Below are 18,210 nucleotides of genomic sequence, written 5' to 3' on the forward strand. Positions count from 1 at the left end.
CCCGCGCCGCGGCCTGGGCCGCGGCGCGGGTCACTGCTGCCAGGAGATCAGCCGGTGTCGGGCCGGCCGGATCCGCGTGTCACAGGCCGGGGCCGGTGATGGTGTAGGCGCCGCCGATGGTGGCGGTGCCCGGGCAGAACCAGTGGCTGCCCGAGGAGATCTTGTTGACGGTCACGTTGGAGAAGGTCGCCTTCAGCGAGGGGGCGCTGCCGCTGACCGCACCGCTGAGGCTGCCGCCGTAGATGCAGGTGATGCCGCCCAGGACGCCCACGTTGGCGCTCACCCTGAAGCCGGTGATGGTCGCCGAGCTGGTTCCCAGGGTGCCTCCCCACGGCAGGTTGGTCGGCGTCACCGAGATGGAGAAGGTGCCGGTGCAGCCGCCGATCGAGGCCGAGCTGACGGTCAGCGCGCCCGCGGCGGTGACCGACCCGTTCAGGGTCGAGGAGGTGCAGGTGGCGGTGCCGATGCTGGAGTTGACCGTCAGCGGGGTGGACAGGTTGGCCGTGATGGAGCCGCCGGTCCAGGCGGAGGCGGGCGTGGCGATGGTCAGGGCGGCAGTGGCGGCGGCGGCAGTGGCCAGCGCCATCGTCTTGGTACGGGACATGGGTCTCCTCCAGGAGGGGTGGGCGCGCGGGGGCCGCGCGCCGGGCGGGATGGCCGCGTGCGGCCATGGGTGGACGGCCCGGCCGTTTAGGCTGGGACCTGCGGTCCTGTCTCCGCCCATGTCGGGTGGGCGGAGACAGGACCCGTCTCGCGGGAGCCGGCCCCGGGGGGCGGGGCGGCCCTGTCACGGGACCGCGGTTCCGTCCGCGCTCTCCGTGTGCGGTACGCGGCGAGGGAACTCGGCGACTGTCGTGTTCGCGGTTGCCTGCGGGCGCGGCGGAGAGGGTCGGTGGTCTCGCGGTCGTGGCACCTTTCGAAGCCCTTCTTCGAGGGGTGGGTCAGAAGGAAAATTAGGCAGTGGTTACTGGCCAGTCAACGTTTGTAAGGAAGATGAGCATGGCCGGATCGTGACAGCTGTAACCAGTGTGAAACACCAGCCGTCACCACAGTCCCACCCGTCACACGCACCACGCGACGACCGCCTTCTGTGACGGACTTCAGGGAACCGCGTCCACCAGCCTCCGCGTGCAGGGATGCTCGGGACGCGACAGGACCCGCCCGGCCGGACCGGACTCCACCACGCGGCCCTCGCTCATCACCACGACCCGGTGCGCCAGGGCGCCCACCACCGACAGGTCATGGGAGATGAACAGATACCCCAGGCCCCGCTCCTCCTGCAGCCGCAGCAGCAGGTTGACGATCTGCGCCTGCACCGACACGTCCAGGGCCGTCACCGGCTCGTCCAGCACCAGCAGCTCGGGGGACAGCGCCAGAGCGCGGGCGATCCCCACCCGCTGGCGCTGCCCGCCCGACAACTGGTGGGGCAGCCGCCCGGCCAGGGCGGCGTCCAGCCCGACCTCGGCCATCAGACCCGCCACGTCCCCCTCGCGCCCCTGCACCCGAAGCGGCTCGCCGATGAGCCGCCGCACGCTCCACCGCGGATTCAGCGAACTCGACGGATCCTGGAAGACCAGCTGGAACCGCGACCGCAGCGGGCGCAACCGCCGCGCCGACAATCCCGCCAGCTCCACCCCGTCGAAACGCACACTGCCGGAGGTCGGCCGGGACAACCGCACCACGCAGCGCCCCAGAGTCGACTTCCCGCTGCCCGACTCGCCCACGACCGCCACGGTCTCCCCGCGCCCCACCTCCAGGCTCACCCCGGCGACGGCCTGACGCCGCCCGTAGTCCTTGCGCAGATCCCGCACCGACAGCAACGGCTCACTCATCACCGGCCACCCAACAAGCCACTCCGCCCTCCAGCGCGGGGGAGTCCACCGCGCACCGCTCCACCGCCACAGCACACCTCGGATGGAACGCGCACCCCGCGGGCCGCTCGGCGGGCTGAGGCGCGATCCCCTCGATCACGGGAAGCTGCCCCCTGCCCGCCCCCACCCTGGGCCGCGACGCCAGCAGCGCCCGCGTATAGGGGTGGCGGGGCCGCTCCACGACCTCCCGGGCGGCCCCGACCTCCACCAGCCGCCCCGAGTACATCACCCCGATCCGGTCGGCATACCGGGCCAGCAGATCCAGGTCGTGGCTGACCAGCACCGCCGCCGCCCCGCTCTCCTTCCGAGCCCGGGACAAAAGCTCCATCACCTGCGCCTGCACCGTGACGTCCAGCGCCGTCGTCGGCTCATCGGCGATCAGCAGCCGCGGATCCAGCGCCACCGCCATCGCGATCCCCACCCGCTGGCGCTGCCCGCCCGACAACTCGTGCGGGTAGGCCCGCGCCCTGTGCGCGCCCACACCCACCCGCTCCAGCAACTCCGCCGCCCGCCGGCGCGCCTCTCTCCGGCCGCCGCCGTGGATGCGCCACACCTCGGCGACCTGCGCGCCCACCCGCATCAGCGGATCCAGCGAACCCGACGAATCCTGGAAGACGAAACCGATCCGGCTGCCCCGCACCCGCTCCAACCGCTCCGCGGTCAGCTCCTCATCAGCCAGCACGACGGTACCCGCGGCGCGCTCCACGCCCGCCGGCAGCAGCCCCGCCAGGGCCAGCACCGCGGTCGTCTTGCCCGACCCCGACTCGCCCACCAGACCGAACAGCTCCCCGGCCCCGACCTCGAAGGACACGCCGTCCACCAGCCGCACACCGCCCGCGGTGACGACCAGCCCCTCCACCTCAAGCACGCCCGTCCTCCCGCACGTCGAAGACCCTCCGCAGACCCTCACCCAGCAGGTTCACCAGCAGCACCGTGACGGTCAGCGCCAGTCCCGGCCACAACGGGATCCACCACGCGCTCTCCATCAACTCCCGACCGTCGCTGAGGATGTTGCCCCACGACGGCGTCGGCGGCCGCACCCCCAGCCCCAGGAACGACAGGCCGCCCTCGATCAGGACCAGCGACCCCACCATGAACGTCCAGATCACCAGGTTCGCGCCCGCCACCGCCGGCAGCAGGTGCCGTCCCAGCACATGAGCCCGCCCACCGCCGAAACCCACCGAAGCCGCGACATAGTCCTCGCCCTTGATCTGCCGCACGATCGCCCGCGTCACCCGCGCCGACATCACCCAGCCCGCCAGCGTCAGCAGCACGATCAGCACCGCGGGGGAGGACCCCACCACCGAGATCGCCGCGATCGCCAGCACCAGGAACGGAAACGCGATCCACAGGTCACCCGCCCCCATCACCAGCCGGTCCACGATCCCGCCCGCATACCCCGCCAACAGGCCCGCGCCGATCCCGATCACGCACGCCGCGCTGCTGGCCACAAAACCCACCAGCAGCGACGCCCGCCCGCCCACCAGCACCCGGGCCAGCAGATCCCGCCCCAACTGATCGGTGCCCAGCGGATGGCCCGCCAGCGCCCCCTCCATCCAGAACGGCGGAGCCAGCCGCGCCGACAGGTCCTGCTCGAGCGGATCGGCCCCCACCAGCAGCGGCCCCACCGCCACCGCCAGCACCAGGACCACCAGCCCCGCCAGCGCCACCCGCGCCGAGGCCCTCATCCGGCCACCTCCCGCCCCACCCGCGGGTCCAGCAACCGGCCCAGCACGTCACCCAGCGCACTGACCAGCACCACGACCACCGCGACCACGAACACCGTCGCCTGGATCACCGGATAGTCCTGCTCGTTGATGGCGTTCACCAACTGCCTGCCGACCCCGTCATAGGAGTACAACTGCTCCACGATCACCGTCCCCGACAGCAGATAACCGGTATCGGTGATCACGAACGCCAGCACCGGCGGAAACGCGTTCGGCAGCGCGTGCCGCCACAACACCCGCGAGAAACTCCCGCCCTTGGCCCGCACCGTCCGGCACAGGTCCCGCTCGAGCGCCTCCAGCACACCCGCACGCGTCAGCAGCACGATCCGGGCCAGGGTGAACAGGCTGAGCGTCAGCACCGGCATCACCACGTGCAGGGGAGTGCCCGACCCGTAGGCGGGCAGCCACCCCAGCCACAACGCGAACACCAGCATCAACACCAGCCCCAGCACGAAGTTCGGGACCGCCTGCCCCAGAGCGGCGGCGGCCGAGATGACCCGCCCCACCACCCCGCCCCGCCGGGCCGCCGCCCACACCCCCAGCGGCACCCCCACCACCAGCGAAGAAACCAAGGTGAGCAGCACCAACTGCAGCGTCAAAGGCAGATGCGCCAGAACGATGCCCAAAGCCGGCTCCCCGGTATTGGACGACGACCCGAACTCCAGCCGCGCGACGTCACCGAGAAACCCCAGATACTGCTCGCGGAACGGCCGATCCAGCCCCAGCTGCTCACGCACCCGCTCCAGATCCTCGGCCGTCCCGCTCGGACCGACCATCGTGGCCGCCGGATCCCCCGACAGATGCAGCAACGCGAACAGCAACGTCAAGACACCCAGCACGGTCGCGGCCAGCCGCGCCGCCCACACCAGCAGCGTCCGCGCCACCGCCCGCCCCCAACGCCCCGCGATCGGGCGCCGGGGGAGCTTCACACCCGCCTCACCCATGCTCAGGCGGACTTCTTCGACTCGGCCATCGAAACGTTCCCCGACGGAGTCAGCTTCAGGTCCGTCTTCTTGGAATGCACGTACACCGTCTTGGGCCAGGCCAGGAACACCACCCCGACCTCCTCGTTCATCCGCCGCGCCATCTCGCGGATGGTCTCCTCCCGCTTGCCGGGATCCATCTCCTCCTGCGCGGCGGCGAACAGCTCCACGTAGGCCTTGTCCTCGAAGTGGCTCTGCACCCCCGCGGGCTGCGGACCGAACCTCGCGACGCTGGCGATGTCACGCAGGTCGAAGTAGTCGGTCTGCCAGTACAGCAGCGGCACCTTGCTCGTCTTCAGCAGCGACGTCACGAACGTCGACAGGTCCTGGATGACCACCTCGCTCTTGACCCCGACCTTCGCCAGGTACCCGGCGGTGATCTCCGCCTGCTGCTTGAACAGCGCCGTCGTCGCGATGTCCAGCCTCAGGTCGGTGCCGGCCAGCAGCGACTTGGCCTTGTCGGGGTCGTAGGCGAACCCCTGCAGGGAAGGGTCGTAGCCGGTGTAGCCCGGCTGCAGGAGCTGGCCCGCGGGAACCTCCCCGAAGCCCGACAGCCCCTCCTTGACGAACTCCTCGTTGTCGACGGCCAGGTTCAGCGCCAGCCGGATGTTCTTGTCCCGCAGCTTCGGCTCGACGTCCTGGATCATGCTGAGGATCGCGCAGGACCCGGCCGAGGTCGCCTGCACCGTGAAGGACGACAGCTGCGCCGACACCGCCGGCGGCAGCCCGAACACCCCGTCCACGTCGCCCGACCGCAGGGCGGTCGTCAGCGTCCCGGTGTCGGGGATCGCCAGGATCTGCGCCTTGGTCAGGGAGGAGGACCTGCGCCAGGACCCGGGGAAGGCCTCCAGGTCGATGCTCTCCCCGGCCTTGTAGCCCACGACCTTGAACGGCCCCGTGCCCGAGGCGGTCGACGCGGGGTTCCCGGCGAAGATCGAGGGATCGACGATGTACAGCCGGGTGAGCCGGTTGAGCAGGATCGGGTCGGGGGATTCGGTGGTCACCCGGACCGTCCCGGCGTCGACGGCCTCGACGCCCTTCAACGACCCCATCTCACTCCGGATGGAGGCGAACTCCGGCTTGTCCGACAGCAGCCGCTCCACGTTCCCCACGACGGCCTGTGCGTCGAACGCGCCTCCGTTGTGGAACTTCACCCCCTCCCGGAGGGTGAACTCGACCGTGAGCTCGTCGACCTGCCGCCAGGCCGTGGCCAGCGCGGGGGAGATCCTGCCGCCCTCGCCCAGGGTCACCAGCGGATCGTAGACCTGGGTGCAGAAGGTGCTGCCCACACTGGAGAGCGCCACCAGCGGGTCCAGGGAGTTGGTGATGGCGGTGGAGGCGAAGATCAGCTTTCCGGTCTCGGCGCCTTCCCCGTCCGGCCCGGTCGCGCAGCCGGTCGCCAGCCCCAAGGCCGCCAGGCCGCCCAGCTGCAGGATTCGTCTACGGCTCACATACACGGCTCGTCCACCTCTGTTTCCTTGCAAGAAACGCTGTTACACGTAAAGGAACGTAAGACAGCCGCCAGAAGAGCGTCAAGAGCCGCAGCCGACGCACACGCCTCGGGAACGCTTATTTCGGTCGCGTGAGCACCTTTTAACGGCCCGGTCGCATCCCGGACCCCGACCCGAAACGAAAACAACGAGGACACGCCCGACGCCGACGACGGCACCCGGAGTTCAGCCGCCCTCGAAGGCGCCGACCCGGGGGAGCGGAGTGGCAGATCGAGTACCGAGAACGTCAAGGAGACGTGCGGCGTAGGCGCGGGGACGGGTGGTGTCGCCGTTGTGGCCGCCTGGGAATTCGACGAGCTCTTCACCGAGGAGAACGGCCGGCCGCTCGGCGCAGCGGTAGTCGAAAACGGTCCGCGGGTGGTGCGGCCGACCGAAATCGACGACGCGCCCAGGCCTCATCGGCTGGGGGAGCAGCCCTGCTCGGCGTCGGGCCGGGCGAGACCTATCCCCAGCACCTCGGCGAGCAGGCGTGGACGTCGTCGGCGTACTCGGCCATCGTCACCCCGCGGCCGGGATCCTCCAGCGCGCCGCGGGAAAGGCCGCGTCGGTCGTAGGTGATGACGGCGCGGGTGCCGACCTGGAGAAGTCGGCAGAACACCTGACCCGCAATCGCTCACCCGCCTGCGCGACCGACCTTCACCCACAATCGGCACAAAAACGCCACAACGGCGATTTAAGGCTAAAACCAGACAGAATCCATCTTCTGATGGGTTTGTCTTTCATGCCCGTCCCGGCCTACCGCGAGGCCCGGGAGCAGGTCTCCAGCCACCGGGCCGCTTCGCCGGGGGAGCCGAGCCGCACCACGTCCAGTCCCGGATGCCGGGCGATCCGCTCGAGCGTCTTGGCCCTCTTGGCGTCATACTGGCTCCACGCCCACCGGATGGGATGGTCGGCCTGAAGCCAGTGCCGGAACGTCTCGCGGTTGCCGTTCCACAACTCGCGCCGGGTCAGCGCCCGCACCGCCGAGCGCCGCACGACGCGCCGCATCACCGTCGGACGCGGCAGGTCCAGCCAGACGACGGTGTCGGCCCTGCTCCACAGCAGGTCGCCCAGCGCGGAGTGGTACTGGTCCTCGGTCACCCAGCGCGGGCCCGAGGAGAACGCCTCGACGTCGGCTTCGAACCGTTCGCGCTTCCGCCAGCCGGGGCCGTGGTGCAGGGCGTCGAGTTCGTGGTGGGGAAGGTGCAGCAGGGCCTGCAGCCGGCGCGCCAGGGTGGTCTTGCCGGAACCGGAGATTCCGCTGATGAGGATGCGTTCCACCTGAGCGAGGATCTCACGGAGCGAGGCGGCCGGGCACGGCTGTCCGTCGCGGTCCGGATTTAGGGTGGGGGCATGGGGGAGATCCTTGTCGGCACCGCGTCCTGGACGGACAGGAGTGCGTTGTGGCCGCTGTACGAGGCGGGCAAGCTGGGGGCGCTGCTGTTCCAGTTCCCGCCGTGGTTCACCGCGATGACGCACGTGGTCTTCAACAACTGCTGCGGCGACCACGCGCAGCGCAACGCCGAGCGGATGGCGGCGCTGCTGGGCGTCGAGGCGGCAGTGGAGCCGTAGAGCGGCGGTCGTCGCGGCCGTGTGCTCTGCCCGGTGGTCCGCGGCGGCTCTCGCGGGCGCCGCGGACCACCGGATGCGTTGTCAGGGCAGCGGTGCGGTGGTCTTGACGGTGATGGTCTGGTCGGTCTCGGTGGAGGCCAGTCCCTGCCCGTCGCCGTAGGCCAGTACCTGTCCGCCGGGCAGGGTGTGGAAGTGCAGGAGGCCGGTGGCGTCGGGGAGCTGGGTCCAGGTGGTGCCCTCGAGGTAGGAGCGTCCTTGGGTGGTGACGGCCCAGACCCGTCCTGAGTCGTCGGCGTGCAGGTCTGTGGGCAGTTGCGCGTAGTACGGGCCGACCGACCCGGGTTCGAAGCGGTCCCAGTCCGTGCCGTTCCAGTGGTAGACCGAGCTCTGGTCGGGGCCTGCGGGATGGGGCGGGACGGTGGCGAACCACGGGCCGTCGGCGTCCGTGTAGTAGTTCGAGGTGCTGCTGTGCATGTAGGGAGGGGTGTAGTCGGCGGGTTTGGCGACGGCCTGCCAGGCGGTGCCGTCCCAGCGGTAGGGGGCGTCGGGGCGGAAGCTCCAGAAGCCGTGCTCGCGGGTGGCCAGGTGCAGTCCGTCGGTCAGGGCGGCGGGCAGTGCGGCGAAGCCGGAGCCGTCCCATTTCCTGAGTTTCCCGTCCGCCTGGAGGTAGACGCCTGGTTCGGGGCCGGCCAGGGCGAAGGCGGGCTTGTCGGCGTCGAACGAGGCCCAGGTGCCGTTCGGGCGGCGGTGGTGGACCCTGCCTTGTTCGTACAGGAAGGCGTGCTGGCCGTGGACGAGGACGTCGGTGCAGGAGCCGGCCAGGGGGATCGCGATTCTGGTCAGCTCGGCGCCGTCCCAGCGGGCGGCGTAGGCGTCGATGTGGCCCGAGTTCCAGAGGTGGCCGCAGAACCACACGTGGTCGGGGGCGGAGGAGTCGATGGCGTTGATGATGCCTTCGCCCGGCAGGCCGGGGGGTGAGTGGCTGGTCCAGCCGGTGCCTCCGGTCCAGCGTTGGAGCATGGGCTTGGGTTTGACCAGGGTGTGGAGGGCTCTCGGGGGCGGGGGCCCTCCGCCGGGAGGGTTCGGGGGCTGGGGGCCGCGGACGCTCAGCCGCCCCTGGTAGCCGCTGATCCAGGCTTCGGTGGCGCTGGTCGGCTCCACGTCCGTGACGCCTCGTTCCGGGCCCCAGGTGGCGCGCGGCGGGATGTCCCGCCAGGGGCCCAGGTCGGCGGCTGCGGCTGGTGCGGTCGGGAGCAGGAGCGCAGCGGCGGCCAGTGCTCCGGCTGCCAAAGATTTTCTCCACATACGGGGCACTCTGGCTGGGGCGCCGTTCTAAATCATGGGAGTTTCTCACCAAGTCAGCTGGTGTTTTCGTCCATTCGACCAGTCGGGGCCGTGGGCGTGGGGTTTTCCGCCTCTCCCCTACTTTGGTTGATAATGTACATTATGTTAAGTAAGACCGGTTCAGGGCGATAAGTGGCCATCACCGTCCTGCCCCGTCACACCTTCGCGGCGCGTCGTCGAACGCGGACCGCTCCCCTGGGCCGGACATCGCGGATCCCGGAGGCGCACGGGCCGGGGCGCGTCCTCCCGCTGCGGGCCGGAGCGCGCGGAGCCGTGTCCCTTAAAAGTGGCAGATGTCCGCTATCCGGAAATTTCTTAGGTAAACATCGGTTAAGCAGGGGTAATGACTGACTGAAAGCTTCGAGTGACAAGTGGTTGTCACAACCTGTTCACGAGGTCATGACCGCCACGCAACGCTCGCGGCCAAAACTGTGCAAGGGAACACTTCCGCCCCTTCGGTGATCGGGAATGGTGGAAACCGCGATACGCGGCCGCTTACCGCATCGAGCAGGCATCTCGGGGGTCCCGCGCTCCTCGCGCGGGCCCCCGGAGTTCCTCTCCCCCGGTGTAAGGGGCGCTTCTTTCGGTCAGAGTTCGTCGAGGTGGCGTTCGATTCCGTCCAGGAGGCGGTCGAGTCCGTAGTCGAAGGCGGCGTCGGTGAATTCCTCGAAGGCCCCGGCCTCCCAGATGGCGTACAGGTGCGGGAAGCGTTCCCGGGTGACGAGCCCGATCAGGTGCGGGGTGGCCTCGGCCCACCATCGCTCGTAGTCGTCGTGGTCGGTGAAGCCGCCGTCGAGGTCGGCGCTGGTGAGGCCGGCGCCACTCCCCTGGCAGGCGCCGCGCACGTAGGCGTCGACGCTGTCCGCGATGGCGGCCTGGTGGGCGGCGGGCAGGCCGAGGGGTGCGAGGGCGGCGTAGACGGCGTCGGCGCGGGTGGTGCTGTTGGGGCTCATCAGCATCAGGCCGGGGGTGGCGACGGACAGCGTCCAGGGATGGTCCTGGTGGAGTCGGCGGCCGAGGTGGGCGTAGTGGCGCAGGGCCTGTCGCCAGGTGGCGCCCTCGGGTGGCGGCGGGGTGGGGCCGACGGCGCGGTCGTACATCAGGTGGACCAGTTCGGTGCGTCCGGGCACGTAGGTGTAGAGGGACATGGTGCCGATGCCGAGGCGTTCGGCGACGCGGCGCATGGACAGGGCGTCGAGTCCTTCGGCGTCGGCGAGTTCGGTGCCGGCGCGGATGATCTGTTCGAGGGTGACCTTGGGTCTGGGGCCGCGGGCGGGCGCGGGTGCGGGGGTGCCCCACAGGAGCGCCAGGACGCGGCCGGGGTCGGGCCGTTTGCGTTCGGCCATGTGGCGTACCTCACACTTTCTTCGTAGGCTGTACGGAATTAACTCCGTATGCCGTACGGTTCTCCCTGCCAACAACTCCGTACACCATACCGAATAAGGGAGGGCGCGTATGGAGATCCAAGCACGGCGGCTCACCAAGGCCTTCGGGGGCACCCGGGCCCTGGACGGCTTCGACCTGGAGGTCCCGGCCGGCACCGTCCACGGACTGCTCGGCCCCAACGGGGCGGGCAAGACCACCGCGGTGCGGGTGCTGACCACACTGCTGCGCCCCGACGGCGGCACCGCCCGCGTCGCCGGCCACGACGTCGCGGCCGAACCCGCGGCGGTCAGGGCCGCGATCGGGCTGCTGGGCCAGCACGCCGCCCTGGACGAGGTCCTGTCGGGACGGCAGAACCTCGAGCTGTTCGGCCGCCTGCACCACCTGGGCGCCCGCGCGGCCCGCCTGCGCGCCGCCGAGCTGCTGGAGCGCTTCGGCCTGGCCGAGGCCGGCTCCCGTCCGGTGTCGGGGTACTCGGGCGGGATGCGCCGCCGCCTGGACCTGGCCGTGTGCCTGATCCGCTCCCCCAGGGTGCTGTTCCTGGACGAGCCGACCACGGGCCTGGACCCGCGGGCGCGCGCCGAGGTGTGGGCGTCGGTGCGCTCCCTGGTGGAGGAGGGCGCGACGGTCCTGCTCACCACCCAGTACCTGGAGGAGGCCGACCGGCTGGCCGACCGCATCGGCGTCGTGGACGGGGGCAGGGTCGTCGCCGAGGGCACCTGCGGCGAGTTGAAGGACCTGGTGGGCGGGGACCGCCTGGACCTCGTGGTGCGCGACTCCCCCGACCTGGAGCGGGCGATGCGGGCGGTGGCCGCGGTCACCGGCACCTCCCCCGCCCTGGACCGGGACTCCCGTCGTCTGGGCGTCCCGGTCTCCGACCGGATCGGCGCGCTGACTGGGGTGCTGCGCGCCCTGGAGGACGCCGGGATCGGCGTCGAGGACGTCGCGGTCCGCCGCCCCACCCTGGACGAGGTCTTCCTGCACCTGACGGACGTGAAGGAGAAGGCGTGACGAGTATCGAATGGGTGGCGGCCGACGGGTGGACGCTCACCCGCAGGGCGCTGCTGCACTGGGCGCGCCAACCCGCCCAGGTCGTCGTCGGGCTGCTGTTCCCGGTGCTGATGGTGGTGATGTTCGGGTACCTGTTCGGCGGCGGGATGCAGGTGCCGGGCGGCGGCGACTACCGGGAGTTCCTGCTGCCGGGCATGTTCGCGATGACGATGGTGTTCGGCCTCGAGGGCACGTTCGCGGCGGTGGCGTCGGACGCGGCCAAGGGCGTGACCGACAGGTTCCGGACGCTGCCGATGGCGCCGGGCGCGGTCGTCGTCGGGCGCGCCGCGGCGGACATGCTGAACTCGGCGCTGGGCCTGCTGGTGATGATGGGGTGCGGTCTGCTGGTGGGCTGGCGCTGGCACGAGGGCTTCGCGCGGGTGGCGGCGGCGGTGGCGCTGCTGCTGTGGCTGCGTTTCGCGTTCCTGTGGATCGGCATCTACCTGGGGGTGCGGTTCGCCCGGCCCGAGGCGGTGGTGGCGGTGCAGATCCTGGTGTGGCCGGTGGGGTTCCTGTCCAACGCCTTCGCCTCGCCTTCGGACATGCCCGGCTGGCTCGCCGTCCTGTCGGAGGCCAACCCGATGTCGGCGACCATCACCGCCACCCGTGACCTGTTCGGCAATCCGGGTGTCGTCTCCGGTTCCTGGACGGCGGGCCACGGACTGTGGGCGGCCGTGCTGTGGCCGCTGGTGCTCACCGCGGTGTTCCTGCCGTTGTCCGTGCGCCGCTACCAGCGGCTGGGCGGCTGACGGCTCCCCCGTGCCCCCGGTCTCCGGGGGCACGGGCTCTGTATGCGGACCGTATTCGAGGAGAGAAGGAGCATGGTTTTGAAGGAGAATCCCGGTGAGGTCCGCGGCCCCGGTGGAGGGTTCGACGCGGGCGCCGAGTTCGACCGCCAGGTGGAGGGCCTCGTCGAGCTGGGGTATCCGGCTGCGGCGGGCCTGGGCGTGCAGGAGTTCCGTTCGCTCGTCGACCCGCTGCGCGCCGTCGCGGAGGATCGCGGAGCCGGGGAATGCTTCCCCGAGGCGGGCCGGGTGCCCTTCCTCCTGGTGGTGACCCGGCAGATGGTCCCGATCGAGCGGACGATGGAGCTCACCGCCGTGCACGGCAAGAAGAAGCCCGGATTCGTCGACCGCTCCTTCGAACCCGGCTCCCTCGAGCGGTTCGTCCCCGTCAAGGAGGCGGTACTCCCCCACCAGGACGCCTACCTGCTCCTGGACGTCGAACGCGGGGAGGAGTTCTGCGGCGTCGTGCCGGGTGACGCGATGGCCGTCATCGCCGAGAGGGGACGTACTCCCCTGACCGTCGAGGAGGGCGTCGCGCTGCTCACCCACTTCCCTCAGACGCTGGTCAAGAACAAGTGCTTCTCCCTGGGCGGTTCACGCTGCGGCGACCGCCGCGTCCCGGCGCTGTGGATCAGCGCGGGCGCTCCGAAGCTCGGCTGGTGCTGGGAGGGCAACCCGCACACGTGGCTGGGCATGGCCTCCGCCGGAGGCCGCGGCGCGCGGTAGGGCCCCGCCGCTGGGATCCGTAGCCGACGCTCTATCGCTCGGCTCCCGCGACCAGGGTGCGCAGCGTCCCGGCGAGGGCGCTGTGCGAAGGGTCGATCCGGGGAATCACGTGACGGCGCGGCCACGGATTGGGCACGCACCCGTACAGGGAGATGCTCTGCTGGACCATGACGGGGGCGGGGCGTCCCGGGGCGGGGCAGGTGCGGTGGCCGTGGCCGAGGGCGTGGCCGACCTCGTGGTTGATGAGGTATTCGCGGTAGGTGGCCAGGTCGCCTCCGTAGGAGGCGGCGCCGCGGGCCCAGCGGGCGGCGTTGATGACGGCTCGGCTGCCCTCCCAGCACGACAGGCGCAGCCCGACGTCCAGGGGGCGGCAGCGGTCGCGGGCGTGGGCGGGGCTGGTGAGGGAGACGCGCAGGTCGGCGGGTTCGCGGTCCACGCGCAGGAAGCCGGTGGGCCAGCCGCGCGGGTCGGTGAGGATGCGGTGGACGTCGCGGGCGAACTCCCCGGTGGTGAAGGGCAGTCCTTTCTCGACTTCGACGAGGTAGCGGGTGGTGAGGTGGCGGTGGTGGCGGGGCGCGTCGGTTCCGGGGGCCAGGAGGTAGCGGCCCGAGGCGCGGACGGGGACGGTCCGGGGCGCGGGCTGCAGGCGCCCGTTGACGACCAGCGGCCTGGCGGGCCGTTTCCCGGCGGCGGAGGGCTTGGGGGCGGGCAGCGGTTTCGGGACGGGCGCGGCGCGGGTGATGAGGGCGAGGGTGACGGCCGAGGTCAGCACGACGGCCAGCGCGGTGCCGGCGTGGTGCCGTGTGCGGGAGGGGGTCCGTCTGTGTGAGCCCATATCCGTACGGTAACCGCTCCATCTCCGTGGGTGATGAAAGGTTGGTGTTTATGGACCGTCTCCTGGTGTTCGGTGAGTGGGGGGCGGCGGTCCGCGGAAGAGGGGAAGTGTCAGGGGCGAGGGGTAGCGTTACCGCGGACGGGGCGGGTTCGCGGAGGCAGGGGTGAGGTTCATGGGAGAGGTGCTGAGTGCTCGCGCGCTCGGGAGGGCGACGCTGGCGCGGCAGCTGCTGCTGGAGCGCGCCGAGGTGGGCGTGGCGGAGGCGGTGGCGCGTATCGGCGGGCTGCAGGCGCAGACGCCGCATTCGTGGTATTTCGCGTTGTGGTCGCGGGTGTCGGGCTTCGATCCGCAGGACGCCGCGGGGCTGCTGGAGAAGCGGGAGCTGGTGCGCGTCGCGCTGATGCGCGGGACGATCCACCTGGTGACGGCCGACGACTGCCTGGCCTGGCGTCCCCTGCACGACGACTTCATCTTCCGCGTCACCCGCAGCGCGTTCGGCCGACATTGGAAGAACGTCGACCTGGACGCGGTCGCCGAGGCGGGCCGGGAGCTGCTGGAGGCCGGGGCGCTGACGTTCGCCGATCTCGGCCGCGAGCTGCACGCCCGCTTCCCCGACGGCACCCCTCAGGCGCTCTCCCAGCTGGTGCGCGCCAGGCTTCCGCTGGTGCAGGTGCCGCCGCGCGGCCTGTGGGGCCGCAGCGGCCCGGTCGCCCACACCACCGCCGAGCACTGGCTGGGCTCCCCCCTGGCGTCCGAGCCGTCGCTGGAGGACTTCATCGCCCGTTATCTGGCGGCGTTCGGGCCCGCCACCGCCAAGGACGTGCAGGCCCACTGCGGTCTGACCCGCCTGCGCGAGGTCCTGGACCGGATGGGGCTGCGCACCTTCCGCACCGAGGACGGCCAGACCCTCTACGACCTGCCCGACGCCCCTCGCCCGCCGGAGGACGTCCCGGCGCCCGTCCGCTTCCTGCCCGACTTCGACAACCTGTTCATCTCCTTCGCCGACCGTTCGCGCACCGGTGTGCTGGACCCGGCGCAGACCGCCCGCGCCTGGCCGCCGCACGGCCACATCCCCGGCACCGTCCTGGTCGACGGCACCGTCGGCGCCACCTGGTCGCCCTCCCGGGCCCGCGGCACCGCCGGCCTGACCATCACGCCCTTCTCTCCCCTGCCCGCGCACGCCCGCGACGCCATCGCCGACGAGGCCGCGTCCCTGCTCCGTCTCCTGGCCCCCGGCGACACCCACGACCTGGTCTTCACCGACCCCTGGTGAGGTCTCCCGGCCAGGGCCGGTACCCGTCCGTGCCGTAAGAAAAGTCGCAGGAAATCCGGAAGATCGTGAAATGCTCGCCGGAACGGGAGCTGGTTCCGTGATGCGAGGGGGCGGGTCGATGACGGCGGGAACGTTTCACATCGGGGGCGAGCGTGCCGTGGGGAGGCTCGGGTTCGGGGCGATGCACCTGCGCCCGGAGTCCCCGGCCGAGCGCGAGTCCTGCGTCGCGGTGGCGCGGCGCGCCGTCGAGCTGGGGGTGACGCTGATCGACACCGCGCACCTGTACGGGTGGGGCGCCAACGAGGAGCTGCTGGCAGAGGCCCTGTACCCGTATCCGCAGGAGCTGCTCGTCGCGACGAAGGTCGGGGTGGCGCCGCCGGCGGACGGGCGCGAGGCGGACCTGTGCGGGCGGCCGGAGTTCCTGCGCGAGCAGGTCGAGGAGGGCCTGCGCCGGTTGCGGGTGGACCGGCTGGAGCTGCTCCAGCTGCACCGCGTCGACCCGAAGGTGCCGCTGGCCGACCAGGTGGGGACGCTGGCCGAGCTCCGGGCCGAAGGCAAGATCGTGCACATCGGCCTGTCGGAGGTCACCGTCGCCCAGCTGGAGGAGGCGCGCGGGATCGTCGAGGTGGCCAGCGTGCAGAACCGCTACAACGTGCTCGACCGCGAGTACGAGGACGTGCTGGAGGCGTGCGAGGCCGCGGGGATCGCCTTCCTGCCCTGGCGGCCCGTCAACCCGGCCGCCTCCCTGGGCGCGCGGGAGGTCGCCGCCGTCGCCGCCGAGGCGGGCGCCGCGCCGGCGCAGGTCGCGCTGGCCTGGCTGCTGGCCCGCTCCCCCGTCGTGCTCCCCATCCCCGGCACCACCAGGATCGCCCACCTGGAGCAGAACGTCGCCGCGGCCGACCTGCGCCTGAGCGACGAGCAGTACGCCCGCCTCGACCGGCTGGCCGCCGCCCGCCCGGCGAGCACCTGACGGCGGAGCGGCCGGTGTGGGCGCCGGGAGACGATCCGGCGGAGGAGTAGGCGCGTACGGCCTCTGCCGGGTCGGCGAAGGCGTCCAAGCACTCGACGAGCGCCGCCACGTCTTCGAGTGACCGGTCCACCCCGTGCGCGATGGCGGGCGGCTGCCGGGCCGGTTTGACCTTCAAGCTGGTCGAACGCCCACAATCACGTCCATGGACGACGGCGATGGGCTGATGAGCATCGGGGTGTTCGCGCGGCGGGTGGGACTGGCGCCGAGCGCGCTGCGGTTCTACGGCGACTGCGGGCTGCTGCGCCCGGCTCGCGTGGACGAGGTGACGGGCTACCGGTACTACGCGCCGGAGCAGGAGGACCGTGCGGTGCTGGTGCGGCGGCTGCGGGACGCGGGAATGCCGCTGCCCGAGGCCTCGGTGGTGCTCGACGGCTCGAAGGAGGAGGCGCGGGCCGTCCTGGAGCGGCATGCGCGCAGGACCCGGGAGTCGGCGAAGGCCGCCCGGACGGTGATCGAGGAGCTCCTGCGCGGCCTCGCGCACGGGCGGGACACGGCGGTCGCGCGCATAGGCGGAGCCGAGCTGGCGGGCGCCGTCCGGCAGGTCGCGGCGGCGGTGGCGGGCGGGGAGACCCGGGAGGAGTTCCCCGTGCTGGGCTGCGTCCTGCTGGAGGTCGGCGGACAGGAGGTGCGCCTGGTCGCCACGGACCGCTACCGCCTGTCCGTGCGCACGCTGCGGGCCCGTTCGGCCTCCGGCGGCACGCTCCGGACACCGGTCCCCGTAGAGGAGATGCACAGGGCCGCCTCCTGGGCGCTCCCCCTGGACGAACTCGAGATCGAGACGGACGGACGGGACGTGTGGCTGCTCGACACCTCCGAACGGCCCGATCCCCCGGGACCGCCCGGCTCTCCCGCGCTGTCCGGCTCCCCCGCACCGCATGGCGCCTGCGGCTCTCGCGGGGTCCGCGGGCCGGACGGCGTCTCGGAACAGCGTGACGGCTCGGGGTGGCTTGACGGCTCTGCGGGGATCGGCGGTCTCGGGCCTGGGGATGCCTCCGGCCGGTATGGCGCCGCGTCCGGACCGTGTGGCGGTTCCGGGCGGTGGAAGCTGCGCACCGCCGAGGGGACGTTTCCCTCCTACCAGATGATCCTGGACGGGCTGCCGCCTGTCCGGCACCGCGTCATCGTCGCCCGTGCGGCGCTGGTCGCCGTACTCGGCGAACAGGGTGCGCAGGGCCCGTTCCCGCTGAGCACCGGCGGGGGCGGACTGGCGGTCGGCGGGCCGGGACCGGCCGGGACCGAGCTGCCCGCCGTGTGCACGGGGCCGCCTCTGCGGATCGCCTTCGACCCGGCGGTCCTGCTGCCCGCGCTTGAGGCGAGCGTGGGGCCTGACGTGCTGCTGGAGGTCTCCTCCCCCGACGCGCCCGTCGTGGTCCGCTCCGCCGACCAGGGCAGCTTCACCACCCTGGTCATGCCCGTCCTGTCCCCTTCCGCCTGATCCGTCCCGCAGCCCGGCTCCTCAGTCGGGAACGAAACCGAAAGTCAGAGTATGAATCCCGATAACCCCGTCGTCGTACTGTGCTCCCAGGGCATGCAGGCCGAGGCCGAAGGCCGTGACGCCGACGCGCGCGCCCTCTTCCTGCGTGCGTGGGAGAGCGCCTCGGACGACTACGAGGCCTGCGTCGCCGCCCACTACCTCGCCCGCCACCAGCCGACTCCCCACGACACCCTGCACTGGAACCGGGAGTGCCTGGAGCGTGCGGACCGGGTGGGCGACGACCGCGTCAAGGGCTTCTACGCCTCCCTGCACCTGAACATGGCCAGAGCCCATCGGGATCTCGGCTCCCCCGGCCCGGCGCGCGAGCACTTCGGCCTGGCCGCGGCCCGCCTGCGTGACGTCCCCGAGGGCCAGTACGCCGACTGGATCCGCCTGGCGGCCGCCGAGGGCCTGCGCTCCACCGGCGGCCTCGCCCCTCATCCCGCCGACGGCCCGCTGGCCTCCCTGCTGGACCGCCTGTGCGAGCTCCGCGACCTCAGGTCCCTGGCCCTGATCCTGCCCGCTCACCTCGGTGACCTGGGCACGCCCGATGACGGGCTCCGCCTGACCACGGCCCTGCACATGCTCCACGCTTCCCGCGCCCTCCCCGCCCCTGAGCAGGAGCTCCTCCGCCGGGCCGTCACCGCCTCCACCTGACCCCAATCTC

Annotated in this window: 19 protein-coding genes; 8 read left to right on the forward strand and 11 right to left on the reverse strand. The window is 71.7% G+C overall.

Annotated elements, in window-relative coordinates; translation table 11 throughout:
- Positions 1-79: 79 nt before the first annotated feature.
- The 8 genes from ABD327_RS30145 to ABD327_RS30180 all read right to left on the reverse strand — a co-directional run bounded on the left by ABD327_RS30145 (position 80) and on the right by ABD327_RS30180 (position 7,352).
- Positions 80-604, reverse strand: a complete 525-nt coding sequence (locus ABD327_RS30145) for a hypothetical protein (RefSeq protein ID WP_344455406.1) — start codon at positions 602-604, stop codon at positions 80-82.
- A gap of 496 nt (positions 605-1,100) precedes the next feature.
- A complete protein-coding gene (locus ABD327_RS30150; RefSeq protein ID WP_344455408.1) occupies positions 1,101-1,832 on the reverse strand; it encodes an ATP-binding cassette domain-containing protein in 732 nt (243 codons plus the stop codon).
- Positions 1,825-2,739, reverse strand: coding sequence for an ABC transporter ATP-binding protein (locus ABD327_RS30155; protein WP_344455410.1), 915 nt, complete (start codon positions 2,737-2,739; stop codon positions 1,825-1,827). The genes ABD327_RS30150 and ABD327_RS30155 overlap by 8 nt, the downstream gene beginning before the upstream one ends.
- Complete coding sequence (locus ABD327_RS30160) at positions 2,732-3,559, reverse strand: ABC transporter permease (RefSeq protein WP_344455412.1); 828 nt, start codon at positions 3,557-3,559, stop codon at positions 2,732-2,734. The genes ABD327_RS30155 and ABD327_RS30160 overlap by 8 nt, the downstream gene beginning before the upstream one ends.
- A complete protein-coding gene (locus tag ABD327_RS30165; RefSeq protein ID WP_344455414.1) occupies positions 3,556-4,542 on the reverse strand; it encodes an ABC transporter permease in 987 nt (328 codons plus the stop codon). Before ABD327_RS30165 ends, ABD327_RS30160 begins: the two co-directional genes overlap by 4 nt.
- 2 nt (positions 4,543-4,544) lie before the next feature.
- Positions 4,545-6,032, reverse strand: coding sequence for an ABC transporter substrate-binding protein (locus ABD327_RS30170; RefSeq protein ID WP_344455416.1), 1,488 nt, complete (start codon positions 6,030-6,032; stop codon positions 4,545-4,547).
- Positions 6,033-6,534: 502 nt separating this feature from the next.
- A complete protein-coding gene (locus tag ABD327_RS30175) occupies positions 6,535-6,690 on the reverse strand; it encodes a hypothetical protein (protein ID WP_344455418.1) in 156 nt (51 codons plus the stop codon).
- A 137-nt stretch (positions 6,691-6,827) separates the two neighbouring features.
- Positions 6,828-7,352 (reverse strand): P-loop NTPase family protein, encoded by a 525-nt coding sequence (locus ABD327_RS30180; RefSeq protein WP_344455420.1) that lies wholly within the window; start codon positions 7,350-7,352, stop codon positions 6,828-6,830.
- 72 nt (positions 7,353-7,424) lie between these two features.
- Between ABD327_RS30180 and ABD327_RS30185 the strand changes: the two genes are divergently transcribed.
- A complete protein-coding gene (locus ABD327_RS30185; RefSeq protein ID WP_344455423.1) occupies positions 7,425-7,643 on the forward strand; it encodes a hypothetical protein in 219 nt (72 codons plus the stop codon).
- A gap of 81 nt (positions 7,644-7,724) precedes the next feature.
- Here the strand turns inward: ABD327_RS30185 and ABD327_RS30190 are convergent, their stop codons facing one another.
- Entirely contained in the window at positions 7,725-8,933 is a 1,209-nt protein-coding gene (locus ABD327_RS30190; RefSeq protein ID WP_344455425.1) for a hypothetical protein, read from the reverse strand.
- A gap of 641 nt (positions 8,934-9,574) precedes the next feature.
- Positions 9,575-10,333 (reverse strand): TetR/AcrR family transcriptional regulator, encoded by a 759-nt coding sequence (locus ABD327_RS30195; protein ID WP_344455427.1) that lies wholly within the window; start codon positions 10,331-10,333, stop codon positions 9,575-9,577.
- A 109-nt stretch (positions 10,334-10,442) separates the two neighbouring features.
- Here ABD327_RS30195 and ABD327_RS30200 point away from each other — a divergent pair, with 109 nt between their 5' ends.
- From ABD327_RS30200 to ABD327_RS30210, 3 genes are all read left to right on the forward strand, one after another.
- Positions 10,443-11,381, forward strand: coding sequence for an ATP-binding cassette domain-containing protein (locus tag ABD327_RS30200; protein WP_344455429.1), 939 nt, complete (start codon positions 10,443-10,445; stop codon positions 11,379-11,381).
- The gene (locus tag ABD327_RS30205; RefSeq protein ID WP_344455431.1) at positions 11,378-12,169 is read left to right on the forward strand and encodes an ABC transporter permease; all 792 of its coding nucleotides are present in this window, start codon (positions 11,378-11,380) and stop codon (positions 12,167-12,169) included. The genes ABD327_RS30200 and ABD327_RS30205 overlap by 4 nt, the downstream gene beginning before the upstream one ends.
- Positions 12,170-12,241: 72 nt before the next feature.
- Positions 12,242-12,931, forward strand: a complete 690-nt coding sequence (locus ABD327_RS30210) for a DUF5701 family protein (protein ID WP_344455434.1) — start codon at positions 12,242-12,244, stop codon at positions 12,929-12,931.
- 31 nt (positions 12,932-12,962) lie between these two features.
- Here ABD327_RS30210 and ABD327_RS30215 read toward each other — a convergent pair whose 3' ends face one another.
- Complete coding sequence (locus ABD327_RS30215; RefSeq protein WP_344455436.1) at positions 12,963-13,766, reverse strand: DUF3152 domain-containing protein; 804 nt, start codon at positions 13,764-13,766, stop codon at positions 12,963-12,965.
- Between the two features lie 172 nt (positions 13,767-13,938).
- Between ABD327_RS30215 and ABD327_RS30220 the strand changes: the two genes are divergently transcribed.
- The 4 genes from ABD327_RS30220 (at position 13,939) to ABD327_RS30235 (ending at position 18,200) form a co-directional block, all read left to right on the forward strand.
- Positions 13,939-15,039, forward strand: a complete 1,101-nt coding sequence (locus tag ABD327_RS30220) for a winged helix DNA-binding domain-containing protein (RefSeq protein WP_344455438.1) — start codon at positions 13,939-13,941, stop codon at positions 15,037-15,039.
- 118 nt (positions 15,040-15,157) lie between these two features.
- The gene (locus tag ABD327_RS30225) at positions 15,158-16,009 is read left to right on the forward strand and encodes an aldo/keto reductase (RefSeq protein ID WP_344455440.1); all 852 of its coding nucleotides are present in this window, start codon (positions 15,158-15,160) and stop codon (positions 16,007-16,009) included.
- Positions 16,010-16,211: 202 nt separating this feature from the next.
- Positions 16,212-17,504, forward strand: a complete 1,293-nt coding sequence (locus ABD327_RS30230) for a DNA polymerase III subunit beta family protein (protein WP_344455442.1) — start codon at positions 16,212-16,214, stop codon at positions 17,502-17,504.
- A gap of 51 nt (positions 17,505-17,555) precedes the next feature.
- Positions 17,556-18,200, forward strand: coding sequence for a hypothetical protein (locus ABD327_RS30235; RefSeq protein WP_344455444.1), 645 nt, complete (start codon positions 17,556-17,558; stop codon positions 18,198-18,200).
- Positions 18,201-18,210 lie beyond the last annotated feature (10 nt).

It is taken from the genome of Actinocorallia aurantiaca (assembly GCF_039533685.1).
Taxonomy (GTDB): domain Bacteria; phylum Actinomycetota; class Actinomycetes; order Streptosporangiales; family Streptosporangiaceae; genus Actinocorallia; species Actinocorallia aurantiaca.

Bases quoted from the DNA above. Each gene is read 5' to 3' on its own strand.
- ABD327_RS30215 (WP_344455436.1), bottom strand. From the start codon at position 13,766: ATGGGCTCACACAGACGGACCCCCTCCCGCACACGGCACCACGCCGGC.
- ABD327_RS30210 (WP_344455434.1), top strand. From the start codon at position 12,242: ATGGTTTTGAAGGAGAATCCCGGTGAGGTCCGCGGCCCCGGTGGAGGG.
- ABD327_RS30195 (WP_344455427.1), bottom strand. From the start codon at position 10,333: ATGGCCGAACGCAAACGGCCCGACCCCGGCCGCGTCCTGGCGCTCCTG.
- ABD327_RS30145 (WP_344455406.1), bottom strand. From the start codon at position 604: ATGTCCCGTACCAAGACGATGGCGCTGGCCACTGCCGCCGCCGCCACT.
- ABD327_RS30230 (WP_344455442.1), top strand. From the start codon at position 16,212: ATGGACGACGGCGATGGGCTGATGAGCATCGGGGTGTTCGCGCGGCGG.
- ABD327_RS30220 (WP_344455438.1), top strand. From the start codon at position 13,939: ATGGGAGAGGTGCTGAGTGCTCGCGCGCTCGGGAGGGCGACGCTGGCG.
- ABD327_RS30185 (WP_344455423.1), top strand. From the start codon at position 7,425: ATGGGGGAGATCCTTGTCGGCACCGCGTCCTGGACGGACAGGAGTGCG.
- ABD327_RS30165 (WP_344455414.1), bottom strand. From the start codon at position 4,542: ATGGGTGAGGCGGGTGTGAAGCTCCCCCGGCGCCCGATCGCGGGGCGT.
- ABD327_RS30200 (WP_344455429.1), top strand. From the start codon at position 10,443: ATGGAGATCCAAGCACGGCGGCTCACCAAGGCCTTCGGGGGCACCCGG.
- ABD327_RS30235 (WP_344455444.1), top strand. From the start codon at position 17,556: ATGAATCCCGATAACCCCGTCGTCGTACTGTGCTCCCAGGGCATGCAG.
- ABD327_RS30150 (WP_344455408.1), bottom strand. From the start codon at position 1,832: ATGAGTGAGCCGTTGCTGTCGGTGCGGGATCTGCGCAAGGACTACGGG.
- ABD327_RS30160 (WP_344455412.1), bottom strand. From the start codon at position 3,559: ATGAGGGCCTCGGCGCGGGTGGCGCTGGCGGGGCTGGTGGTCCTGGTG.
- ABD327_RS30225 (WP_344455440.1), top strand. From the start codon at position 15,158: ATGACGGCGGGAACGTTTCACATCGGGGGCGAGCGTGCCGTGGGGAGG.